Origin of the sequence: Acidaminobacter sp. JC074 (assembly GCF_022496765.1) — a bacterium.
Taxonomy (GTDB): Bacteria; Bacillota; Clostridia; order Peptostreptococcales; family Acidaminobacteraceae; genus JABXKX01.
Window position 1 is genome coordinate 341,785 of the sequence record NZ_VANV01000009.1, and the last position, 12,940, is coordinate 354,724.

9 protein-coding genes are annotated in these 12,940 nt (G+C 36.5%); all 9 read right to left on the minus strand.

All coding sequences use genetic code 11. From position 1 onward, the window contains the following. Positions 1-645 precede the first annotated feature (645 nt). Entirely contained in the window at positions 646-2,439 is a 1,794-nt protein-coding gene (aspS, locus tag EZV73_RS12075) for an aspartate--tRNA ligase (protein ID WP_240840575.1), read from the minus strand. Positions 2,440-2,757: 318 nt separating this feature from the next. Beyond that, the gene (hemZ, locus tag EZV73_RS12080; RefSeq protein WP_240840576.1) at positions 2,758-4,173 is read right to left on the minus strand and encodes a coproporphyrinogen dehydrogenase HemZ; all 1,416 of its coding nucleotides are present in this window, start codon (positions 4,171-4,173) and stop codon (positions 2,758-2,760) included. Between the two features lie 7 nt (positions 4,174-4,180). Beyond that, on the minus strand, positions 4,181-4,795 hold the full coding sequence (locus tag EZV73_RS12085) for an MBL fold metallo-hydrolase (protein ID WP_240840577.1): 615 nt from the start codon (positions 4,793-4,795) through the stop codon (positions 4,181-4,183). Between the two features lie 2 nt (positions 4,796-4,797). Next, entirely contained in the window at positions 4,798-5,244 is a 447-nt protein-coding gene (dtd, locus tag EZV73_RS12090) for a D-aminoacyl-tRNA deacylase (protein ID WP_240840578.1), read from the minus strand. Between the two features lie 34 nt (positions 5,245-5,278). Continuing rightward, positions 5,279-7,459 (minus strand): bifunctional (p)ppGpp synthetase/guanosine-3',5'-bis(diphosphate) 3'-pyrophosphohydrolase, encoded by a 2,181-nt coding sequence (locus tag EZV73_RS12095; protein ID WP_240840579.1) that lies wholly within the window; start codon positions 7,457-7,459, stop codon positions 5,279-5,281. A 120-nt stretch (positions 7,460-7,579) separates the two neighbouring features. Further along, entirely contained in the window at positions 7,580-8,092 is a 513-nt protein-coding gene (locus EZV73_RS12100) for an adenine phosphoribosyltransferase (RefSeq protein WP_240840580.1), read from the minus strand. Positions 8,093-8,106: 14 nt separating this feature from the next. Next, a complete protein-coding gene (recJ, locus tag EZV73_RS12105; RefSeq protein ID WP_240840581.1) occupies positions 8,107-10,581 on the minus strand; it encodes a single-stranded-DNA-specific exonuclease RecJ in 2,475 nt (824 codons plus the stop codon). A gap of 101 nt (positions 10,582-10,682) precedes the next feature. Then, a complete protein-coding gene (gene secF / locus EZV73_RS12110) occupies positions 10,683-11,579 on the minus strand; it encodes a protein translocase subunit SecF (RefSeq protein WP_240840582.1) in 897 nt (298 codons plus the stop codon). 8 nt (positions 11,580-11,587) lie between these two features. Then, entirely contained in the window at positions 11,588-12,922 is a 1,335-nt protein-coding gene (secD, locus tag EZV73_RS12115; RefSeq protein ID WP_240840583.1) for a protein translocase subunit SecD, read from the minus strand. Positions 12,923-12,940: the final 18 nt, after the last annotated feature.

The window sequence follows — 12,940 nt, forward strand, 5'->3', positions numbered from 1 at the left end:
CCTCTTATAGTCTCCTTATAGCAAACGGTGTACCCTGATGTTCCACCCTGGCTCTGCGGTCTTTTCTCCCTCACCAGCTTCTGCTTGCTCATTTTATCAGTCATATCTGTGTTTTCAATCTTCTGCGGACACTATCCTTCGCATCTAATAGACGCCTTTTGGGTCGTCTTTAGTCCTATACATCTTAGCATAGGTCATCTAGGTACCACATCTCCATCTGTCGCCAGACTTCTTCGCCTAGACTTTGTTACTAATATATAGTGCTCTGACTTCTCACTGACCATCATGTTTGCTTCGGCATACCGCCGTTGGTCCACATTACCTTAAAGGAGTCAATGAGATCTCCATGGGTCACGTCATTATTCTTTCCTTCAGCCGCAGCCCTCATAACTTACTTAGAGTGTTCTCGACAGTATAGGACTACCCACTTTGTACAAGGTCATCCGCTCTTAGCCAGCTAGCATGGGATATTAATAGTGATTCTGTGCTGAATTTTGTCTTACAGACCTCCCCACAACTCCTCACGAAGATGCAGTAATGCTCAACTATATGCTTCCGCTTGTCTCGGTGCATTAGGGACTTTCACCCATTAGAATAATGCGCTGCCACGCGCACACAAAAAAGTTGGCATAAAGCCAACTTCTCTTATTCTTCATCCTTAACTGGTGTTACTAAGTTTAAGAACAACTCTTCTAATTGTGCATCTTCAGCAGGTGCTGGCGCATCTGTTAAAAGACATGTTGCCTGTTGTGTTTTAGGGAATGCAATAACGTCTCTGATATTGTCGATATGAAGCAGTTCCATAACCACTCTATCTAAACCATATGCAATACCGCCGTGTGGTGGTACACCATATTTAAAGGCATCTAGTAAGAAACCGAACTTAGCTTGTGCTTCTTCATCAGAAAAACCAAGCGCCTTGAACATTCTTGCTTGTAAGTCAGTGTTGTGGATTCTAATAGAACCACCACCGATTTCAGAACCATTTAGAACCATATCGTAAGCTTTTGCTCTACAGTTAGCAGGATCAGATTCAATCATGTCCATATCCTCATCTAAAGGTGAAGTAAATGGGTGATGTTTAGCAACATAACGATCATCATCTTCTGAATACTCGAATAATGGGAATTCATTGATCCAAAGAATCTTATAGTCGCCTTCTTCAATCTTATCTAATTTCTTAGCAATCTCACATCTTAATGCGCCTAGAGTGGCATATACAACAGATGGCTCATCTGCTACAAATAAGATTAAGTCGCCAGCTTTGGCTTCCATTCTTTCTGTAATAGCTTTTACATCATCTTCTGTTAAGAACTTAGCAATTGGAGAATCAAGGCCTTCTTCAGTTAACTTCATCCATGCCAAACCTTTAGCACCATAAGTTTTTGCTAACTTCTCAAGGTTTTTCATACCCTTCTTTGAAAACTCACCAGCACCTTCATTGATGTTGATGGCTCTTACATCTTTGCCAGCCTTAACTGTATCTGCAAACACACCAAAACCACAGTTTTCAACGACATCATTAAGGGCTTTTAACTCATAACCAAATCTTAAGTCTGGCTTATCTGAACCGAATCTTTCCATGGCTTCTTTATAAGGCATTCTCATAAATGGTACTGGAAGATCAACGCCAATTGTTTCCTTAAAAATCTTTTGCATTAACTTTTCGTTGATTGCCATGACATCTTGCTCTTCAACAAAAGACATCTCAACATCCACCTGTGTGAACTCAGGCTGTCTGTCAGCTCTTAAGTCTTCATCTCTGAAACACTTAACAATTTGATAATATCTGTCTACACCTGATACCATTAACATCTGCTTAAATAGCTGAGGTGATTGAGGTAAAGCATAGAACTTGTTAGGGTTAACTCTTGAAGGTACTAAATAGTCTCTTGCTCCCTCTGGTGTCGGTTTGTTTAAAAATGGTGTTTCAACTTCTAAGAAACCTTCACCATCAAAGAAGTTTCTAAATACAGACGCTACTGTTGATCTGAATCTTAAGTTTCTAAACATCTTAGGCTTTCTTAAGTCTAAGTATCTATACTTTAATCTTAATTGCTCACCAGCCCCATCTTCATCGTTGATGTGAATTGGCGGTACTTCAGATTCTGAAAGTACCTTGATATTTTCAGCAAATACTTCTACCTTACCAGAAGGAATATCTTCATTTATACTTTGTCTTAACTTAACTCTACCTTCTACAGCGATTACATACTCGCCTCTGATAGCATCCGCCTTGTTAAAAGCCTCTTCTGATACTGCCGTATCAAATACTACCTGTGCAATACCTTCACGGTCTCTTAAGTCTACGAATAATAAACCACCAAGATTTCTTCTTTTTTGAACCCAGCCCATTAACACAACCTTTTGATCGATGTGTTCTTCTCTTAATAAGCCGGCATAATGTGTTCTTTTTAAACCATTCAATAATTCAGCCATAATGCCTCCTACAAATCTAATTAAGTTCAGGACATTCGTCCTTTAACATTTACGATTACAAGTAACAAAAAAACTCGTCACTTGTACAAGACAAGGGACGAGATTACTCCCGCGGTGCCACCCTAATTGGTTAAACCCACTTTCAAAATAGGTACACGATTCAAGTGTCTTTCTACAACCCTCATACACTGGCTTTCACCATACCCAGTTCGCTTAAGAATTCCTGTTGTATACTCCTCTTGAGTACCTCATATTCATATAGAAATAGTATAATACAATCTTATACTTTTGTAAACTAATTTCTTTGACTTAAAGTTCTTACATTTCAAAGAAAGTATGACCCTTTTTAATAACATCATCTATTCTTTCAATATAAGCCTCTATGCCTTTTATATTGGCTATACGCTGAAATCTGTCTTCTCTGGGAAAACACCTCTTAGAGACTGCACCAGCGCCTAAAGCCAGAATATTATGCTTTTCTTCTATGATTCTGATGTTATAAAGAGATTCATAGCCAGGTTTACAGTAACCCACATTTTCGAAGTTGCCAACCATGTTCTTTTGTCTGTACATATAATAAGGTACATAACCTGCTTTTCTTACTGTTTCTTCAGTATACTCAAGCATGGCTTCAACGAGTTCACTCTGAGTCATATTATACTTGTCTAAGGTTTCTTTTAACCTAGAACTTGTCTTAACAGCTAGCGTATGAATCGTAATGTTGGTTGGCGATAAGTCGAGTACTGAATCAATTGTCTTTTTAACATCTTCTAAATCTTCATCTGGTAAACCAAGAATCAAATCCATATTGATGGACCTAAAATCAAAGCCAGACGCCACCTCATAAACAGAATTGATTGAATCTACAGAATGGTCTCTTCCAATCAAGCCAAGTGTTTTTTGATTCATTGTCTGTGGATTGATACAGATTCTTGATACATGATGGTCTTTAAAGACCTGTAACTTATCTGCAGTTATGGTATCCGGTCTACCCGCTTCTATTGTAAACTCCTTAAGACTTGATGTATCAAAATACTTATCTAACTTAGATAAAAGCGTCTCAAATTGATCATCTCTTAAAATACTAGGCGTACCACCACCAATATAAATACAGTCAACTTTCTTACCATATTTGATCAGATTTTCGTAGGCATGGTCGATTTCTTTGTGTAAACACTCTAAATAACTTTCAACAAGACTACCCTTTTTTCTCATATCATTTGAAGGAAAAGAGCAGTACAAACATCTTGTTGGACAAAATGGAATACAAATATAAAGACTGACCAATGAATCATCATAAACATCTGCTAAATATGGTGCTTCTCTTTTACCGATTTCTAATAAGAGTGCTCGCTTCTTTTCAGATATTCTGTGATTCATGTAAAGCTTTTCAGATATTTCTTGATCGCTCATCTGCTTCTCTAGCATTTCATGAACGAGCTTGACCGGTCTGACGCCAACCAAAGTACCATAGTGATTGACTTTACCAGTGATCTTGCTCATCAAATCATAAAGCACTCTTGAATTAGACCTTTTGACTGCTCTCTTATCTTTTGCAGAAAGCTCCGAATAAGTTATCTCCTTAATTGTCGCCTCCACCCTAAAAGCATCTTCTTCTTCAATTATTGTGTTTAGCAGTTCCTCATCATCATCTACAAAATCAACTTTGTCGACAAAAGTTTTTAATAAATGTTCAACTTCATAATGAAACTCGTGATTTATCTTAACTTTCATTTTTCACCTACATAAATGGATTGTGTTCTCTTTCAAAGCCTATAGTGGACATAGCGCCATGTCCTGGATATACCTTGGTTTCATCATCAAGTCTTAACAACTTAAATGCAATGGAACTGATAAGGGTCTGATGACTGCCACCATACAAGTCAGTTCTACCTACAGAACGGTTAAAGAGTGTATCACCTGTAAATAAGTGATCATCAATATGGATACACATCCCACCTTTTGTATGGCCAGGCGTCATAATAAACTTCATGGTCTTGTTACCAAAAGTCAATTCATCTTCATCTCTAACGTACTGGTCTGCTGTAAAACTGATGGCATGGTCACAAATCCTTGAAGATTCATTAAAATCAGGATTTTGTAACATATCATCTTCATCTTCTGAAGCAATGACAGGCACATTATATAAGGCCTTTAGTTCTTCTACAGCCCCTATGTGATCGCCGTGACCATGTGTTAAAACAATATACTTCACTTTTGCCTCATGTTTTTTAACTTGTCTGTCTATCACATTTGCCTGTGCACCAGGATCAATTATAACTGCTTCTTTTGTTTCATCACACATTACAAAAAAACAATTTACAGCAAACTTTCCAACTACTATTCTTTCTATCATAATTAAAACCTCTTTTTACTATCTAACATAACAGTTACAGGACCATCGTTACAAATATCCACTTGCATATCCGCCTGGAAAACACCTGTCTCAACATTAACAGACTCTTTAACATAAGAAACCAACTTCATATAAAGATCATTGGCTTCATCCGGTCTAGCTGCTTCACTAAAGGAAGGTCTTCTACCTTTTCTACAGTCAGCCAATAAAGTGAACTGAGAAACAATAAGCATCTCACCATTTACATCTTGAATGGATAAATTCATTTTTTCTTCTTCATCTTCAAAAATCCTAAGCCCTAGAAGTTTGTCCGCTATATAAGTCATGTCTTTTTCAGTGTCTCCTTTTTCAACACCTAAAAGCACCATAAATCCAGGTCCGATTTTACCTACTACCTCTTCGTCAACAATCACACTTGAATGCTTGACTCTTTGTACAACAGCTCTCATTTTTTCCTCCTATAAAAAGCTGGCATCTGCCAGCTTATGATGTTACTCTTTTTACTTCTATAATATCTTCTAAAGTCTTTAACTTACTCAACAAGCTATTTAGTTTATTTATATCTGTTACTTCAATACTTAAATTTATAACTGCAACACCTGATTTTAAAAGCTTGGCACTGACACCTGTAACCACTAAATTGATGGCGGTAATAATAGATGTAACCTCAGAAAGAAGACCCTTTCTATCTGGTGCTATTACTTGAATTTCAGTTGTAAATGTTGCTGTCTCAGCTACATGCCAAGCCACTTCAATAAATCTGTTTTTCATCTCATCGGTATTTTCAAAGTTCTTACAGTCAGCGCGGTGGATGGTTACCCCCCTACCTCTTGTAATGTATCCGATGATGTCATCACCAGGAACAGGCGTACAACATTTTGCAAATCGAGTTAAAACGTCATCTAAACCTTTAACAACAACTGATTGACCCGCACGTTTCCTGTTGCGCTCTTGTTCTCTCGTTTCTTCTTTTTTAATTTCAATGCTTGTAATATCTTCTGGTTCTTGTTCCTTTTGGTGTTCTTTTCTATAAGCTTCTTTTAACTTAGGAAGCACCTGATTCATCATAATACCACCATAACCGATGGTAGCATATAAATCATCTAAAGAATAAACACTCAGTCTTGCCATTAAAGGATCTAACCACTTGTTCTGCATCAACTCATTTGGTTTAAAACCAGCTTTTCTGATTTCTCTTTCAAGCATTTCGCGACCTTTTTCAATGTTTTCTTCGCGACGTTCTTTCTTAAACCAGTGTTTGATTTTATTCTTAGCTTGGGTAGACTTTACAAAAGTCAACCAGTCTCTTGATGGACCGTTTGAGTTCTTTTGAGTCATAATTTCAACAATCTCACCCGTGCTTAATTTATATGATAATGGGACAATACGACCATTGACTTTAGCACCGACACATTTGTTGCCGACTTCTGTATGGATCTTATAGGCAAAGTCTACTGGCGTTGAACCATCTGGTAGTTCTATTACACTTGATTGTGGCGTAAAGACATATACCTGGTGGTCTAAAACATCAATCTTTAAAGAAGACATAAATTCTTCAGGATTATCAATGTCACCTTGCCATTCCATCATTTGTCTTAACCAAACAAGTTTTTCATCGATATCAGACACGCCTTTTTTCTCTTTATAAGAGAAGTGGGCAGCAATACCATATTCTGATACTCGGTGCATTTCATGCGTTCTAATCTGTACCTCAAAGGGTTCCCCTTCATTGCCCATAACGGTTGTATGAAGCGAACGGTACATATTAGGCTTTGGCATAGCAATATAATCCTTAAACCTGCCAGGAAGTGGTTTCCACATAGTATGGACCACACCAAGCGCCGCATAACAATCCTTAACCGTATCAACTAGGATCCTAATAGCTGTAATATCATATATCTCTGAAAACTCTTTATTTTGATATTTAATTTTCTTGTATATAGAATAAAAGTTTTTCGGTCTACCATATATGTCATAGGACATATGGGTTTCATCTAAAGATTCAGAAATCTGAGCGATTACAGAATCAATGTAAGACTTTCTTTCAGATAACTTTTTATTCATTTTTGATGATAAATCATAATATACTTCTGGTTCTAAATAAAGCAAACATAAATCTTCAAGCTCACCCTTGATCTTAAAAATACCCAGTCTATGTGCAATTGGTACATAAATTTCTAAAGTCTCAAGTGCTTTTTCCTGCTTCTTGGCTTCAGATTGGTACTTTAAAGTTCTCATATTATGAAGACGGTCTACAAGCTTGATGAGTATAACTCTGATGTCTTTGGCCATGGCTAAAAACATCTTTCTCAGGTTTTCAACTTGTATTTCTTTTTTTGTCTCATAATGCATTTTTGTAAGCTTTGTCACACCGTCTACCAACTGGGCAACCGAGTGACCAAATTCTTCTTCAATCTCTTCGAAATCTGCATCCGTATCTTCTATTGTATCATGTAATAAACAAGCTACAATTGTGTCTGAATCTACTTCTAATTCTGCAACAATTAAAGAAACAGCAAGGGGATGAATAAAAAACGGTTCTCCCGATTTTCTCAACTGGCCTTCATGGGCCTTCTTTGAGTAAACATATGCCTTCTTTAATTTTTCTATATTAACATTTTTATTAATGGATTGAATTTTTTCAATATACTCATTAATTTCCATACTACACCTTCTAACTACTAAATGATTAATATAGTTATTATATAACAAAACACTTCCCTAAACAACACATAAAAGGCTATATTAGAGTTAAAAAAGCCCGCTACAATAGCGGGCATTTGATTAGTATTCTATTACGTTTCTAACTGTGTAATCTTTTAATGTTTCTCTACCATCTAAGAATGATAATTCGATTAGAAAAAGAACTGCTGAAACTTCTGCGCCTAACTTTTCTACAAGCTCTGCAACGGCTTTAGTTGTACCACCTGTTGCAAGTAAATCATCCACGATCAAGACCTTGTCACCTTTTTTAATGGCATCTTTATGAATTTCTAAAGCATCTGTGCCATACTCTAATTCATATTCGTGCTTAACTGTTTCAGAAGGTAATTTACCTGGTTTTCTAACAAGAACCATTGGCTTTCCTGCTTCATAAGCCATAGGTGCACTGAAGATGAATCCTCTAGCTTCAGGTCCAATGATAACATCATAATCATACTCATCAGCAATTTTCACAAGTTCTGCAATTGCAAACTTAAATGCCTCTGGCTCTTGCAGTAAAGTTGTGATGTCCTTAAAACTGATACCTTCTTTAGGAAAATTCTCTACCGTTCTTATTTTACTTTTTAAATCCATACTTCCTCCTGTAATCATTTAATGATTTCCTTGTAAATCTTTATATAATCGAAAAATTCATCTCGTATTGATGAGACCTTCTGGAATATATCTGAAGATTCCAGATTCAACCTTTCTTTAGGTCTAGGTAAAACTTCAATGTGATAAGCATCTGATTCAACGAGCTTAATCAAATTCAAGTAAGATAATATCCTGAGAGACAACTCACACTTGATCACATCCATATGAAGCATTTTCGAAAAATCTTCTAAATCAATGGTTAACTTACCTTCTTCAGACAACAAAGCCTTATATATATCAACCAAGTCCAAACGATGGGGTATGGCTGTGTATAATAACTCTGCTTGGGATTTTTCATCCACATAAGGCTGGGTCATATACTTAATTCTCGATTGACTGTAGTTCTCTAGTAAGCCTGCCCATGCTTCACTGTAAAGTAAGTCATAGACAACAACCTCATCATAATTTTTAAAATCTATATTTTTAAAGATTGGATTAACCACAATGTCCACAGATGATTTCTCAGAAATATCGTTAAAGTGGATCCTTATATCTTGAGAACTCACATCCAAGTCATCTAATCTAAAATACAATTCTATAAAAGAATAAAAAGATTGTACCAATACTAATCTTCTACCACCACTTGAAGTACAATAATCAAGTCTTGAAGAACTTGTTGTATCAAAATCAGTAAAAGCATACGATGGCCTCTTAGGACCATCTAGTCCATTATAAAATAAAGCACGTGCCAATGTCTTTGTAAATAATTTACCAATTTCTGAGCCCTTATAATAGTCAGGCTGTAGACGTCTGATATCTTTGATCATAAATTGGATGGTTTCAATGCCTCTGAAGACATTTTTAGACAAAGTCATTACCATATCCAATTGATCCGTAGACCTTAGGTCTTTAAACTCCTCTGCCATTCTAAAGCCAATGGCATCAAAAGTTCTCTTACCATCATGTAGGATAAGTTTAAGGTGATCTTTTTCCTGACCAAGCATCCTTACACTATCTACAGTTAAACCATTGTATACAAATGACGGTTTGGGATTACCAAGACCATGAGGCTCTAACTCATTTAGGGCATCTAATGTTTCATAAGTAATCTCATTACTATGAACAATAGAATCTATTTTAACACGAGGCACTAGGTCCTCTTCTGTAATGTGCTTTCTTGCGTATTCATTTATTTCAAATCTTAGCTGGTCAACATCGTTTTCATGTAGAGAAAGACCTGCAGCCTGCTTATGGCCACCAAAACCTATAAAAAGGTGTTTACAAGCATTCAAGGCATCAAATATTGAGATGTCTCCAACACTTCTGGCAGACCCCTTAGCCACACCATCTTCTATGGATAGGATGACGGATGGTCTGTGGTATTTCTCAGTTATTCTAGAAGCAACAATGCCAATAACACCTGTATGCCAGGCAACACCAGAAACAACAATGATCTTTTCTTTTTCCAAATCCACTTGTGCTTCAATCAAGTCATCAATGGATTCTACGATTTCTTTTTCTATGGCTTGTCTCTCGATGTTTAACTCATTTAAGGCTTTGGCTAGACGAAGTGCTTCATCTTCATTCTTACTTGTTAGAAGCTCCACACCAAGACCTGGCTTGCCTATTCTACCTGCGGCATTGATCTTTGGTCCTAGATTAAAACCAATATGTCCAGTGTTAATCTCTTTATCTAAAAGCTCAGAAACTTCCAAAAGGGCTTTTAAACCAAGGTTTTTTGTATTAGATATAACATCTAAACCGACCTTTGTAATCGACCTGTTTTCATCTACAATAGGAGCAATATCTGCAACAGTACCTAGAGCAACGACATCCATAAACAAATCGTAATGATTTACAAAACGGTCTCTTAACAGACCTTGCACAATTTTCATGGCAATGCCAACACCAGCCAGCATATCAAATGGATAGTTACAATCACTCTGCTTAGGGTTTAAGACCGCATAAGCATCAGGAATTTCTTCCTGACAATTGTGGTGGTCTGAAATAATGATGTCCTTTTTCATCTTGTTAACAAAGGCCACTTCATCTACTGATGTGATACCGCAATCAACACTGATAATCAAGTCACCACCCTGTTCGATGATTTTATTAAGACCATATTCAGAAAGACCATAACCTTCTTCTAACCTATTTGGAATATAGTAATTAACAGGTACACCTAATAAATCAAAACATATCAAAAGAACTGAAATAGATGTAATGCCATCTACATCATAATCTCCATAAATCCATATGGATTCTTCATTGTCCATGGCGTCACGAATTCTATCAATGGCCTTTTTCATGTCCTTCATCAAAAAAGGATCATACAATAAGTCTATAGATGGATTTAAAAAATCCTCTACATCTTTTTCAGTATCATAACCTCTGTTAACGAGTATTTGCTTGATGATTGGATGAACCTTGGTATCAAGGTTTACCTCTTTATTTTTTTCTATTGTCCATTTTTTACTATGTAAACTCATACTTTTATTTTACCTTCTTCTCTTCCCCTTTTTATGATAGTTTAATTTTTACTTCATGTAAAGAAAAGAAAAGCTTAGAGCCACAGCTCTAAGCAAGATTTCTATTGAACACTCTTATAGTGTTGTTGTTTATCAGCTCTTGATCTCTTCCATAATGCCCAAAGTGGACTTGCAATAAAGATCGAAGAATAAGTACCAGCTAATACACCTGCCATTAATGGGAATGCTAACTCTTTGATAGAATCAACACCTAAAACATAAAGCGAACCAATAACCAGTAGTGTTGTAACTGATGTGTTGATTGAACGAACAATCGTCTGCTTTAATGACTTGTTTGCAATTTCAAAGTAGTCAGGACGCTTTTCAAATTTAACGTTCTCTCTGATTCTATCAAATACAACAATCGTATCGTTTATTGAGTAACCAACAACTGTTAATACCGCTGCAATAAATGCTGAGTTAACAGGTACTTGGAAGATCGCATAAACTGATAATAAGATTGCAACGTCATGTAACAAGGCTAAAATTGCCGCTACACCAAACACAATTTCAAATCTGAAAGTGATGTAAACAAGCATACCTGCAGCTGCAATGATTACAGCCCATAAGGCACGTGTCTTAATCTCATTACCAACACTAGCACTGTATTGATCTGTTGATCTATGCTCAGCATTTGGGTAAAGTGATTTGATCATTGTTTCAATTTCAGCTCTATCATCAACTGATAAAGAAGTTGTCGTTCTGATGATAACCTCTTGGTCTCTTGTCTCATCAATACCAGTCTTAATAACTGCAGAGTTTAAATCTTTGTTAACGCCATCAAGACCTTCTTCAATATCTTTTGTATCAAATGTTTCATTTAAGTTGTACTGAATTTGTGTACCACCTTGAAAATCGATACCTTCATTTAAACCATTTATAGCAAACATGCCGATTCCAACTAGGATAACACATAGAGAAATGGCAAACCAAATTTTATAATGCTTTAAAATATCCATATTCCCTCCTATGCACCAAAGTATTTTCTATTCTTAACCCAGCCTAATGCATCGATATTTACAAGCACAGTTCTCGTAAAGATAACTGCTGTAAACATTGAAGCAACAATACCTATACCTAAAGTAGTAGCAAAGCCTTTGATTGGACCTTCACCAAAACTGTAAAGTACAACAGCTGCAATTAAAGTAGTAATATTCGCATCCATGATTGTTCTCATCGCACGCTTAAAGCCTGACTTAATTGACGCTCTAACTGTCTTGCCATTTCTAAGTTCTTCTTTTAATCTCTCAAAAATCACGACATTCGCATCAACGGCCATACCCACACCAAGTACAATACCAGCTACACCTGGAAGTGTTAAAGTCGCTTGAAGACCAACCATTGTGAAAAGAATAATTGTAGAATATAAGATAAGTGCAAACGATGCTACTAAACCTGGTACTCTGTAGTAGAATAACATAAATATTACTACAAGAATGAAACCTATTTTAGCTGCATTAATTGCAGAATCCAATGCATCTTGTCCAAGAGTTGGACCAATTAATGATGATTGAACTTCTTCTAATTCAAGTGGTAAAGCACCTGATTTGATCTGTAAAGATAAATCAATTGCCTCAGACTGAGTCATGTTACCACGGATATATACTTGACCTGTACTTAATACAGAATCAGCGATCGGCGCTGAAATAACAACACCATCTACAGCAATAGCAATAATACCAAAACCAGATTCTCTTTGAACATATTCAAGAGTCGTTTCTTCAAATGCCTTAGCACCAGCGCTATCCATTTCTAAATCAACAACATAACCTATTGCACCAGTTTCTGTATTTAAGAATCTGCTACCAGAGTTCTTAATTGATGAACCATCCATGATTTCAACGGCATCAAAAGAACCAACAAGTACATTACCTGCATCTACTTCTGCTTGATCAATCAGTTCACCTTCAGCTACCTTATGAAAAGTTAACTTTGCAGTTGTACCAATAAATTTCGCAGCTTCATTTACATCTGAAACACCCGGCATTTCTACACGGATTCTTCTTTTGTCGTAGTTAACAGTAATCTTAGGCTCCATTAAACCTTTACTGTCAATACGTGTACTCATTACAGCTTTTGTTCCGTCTAACTCTGTGCGGATACGTTCTTCGGTCCATGATGGATCTACAATCGCCTCGTATTCAAGTACAACTCCACCTTGAATATCAAGACCAAGTTTCATTGAATCTGCTACTGAAGATACACCTACAGTTTCTGTACCGATTCCAAAGAATGCAGTATATACCATTAATCCTACAATTGCAATAATTAAGATCAACGATACTAGCTTTCTAGACTTCATGTTGTTCCCTCCAATATT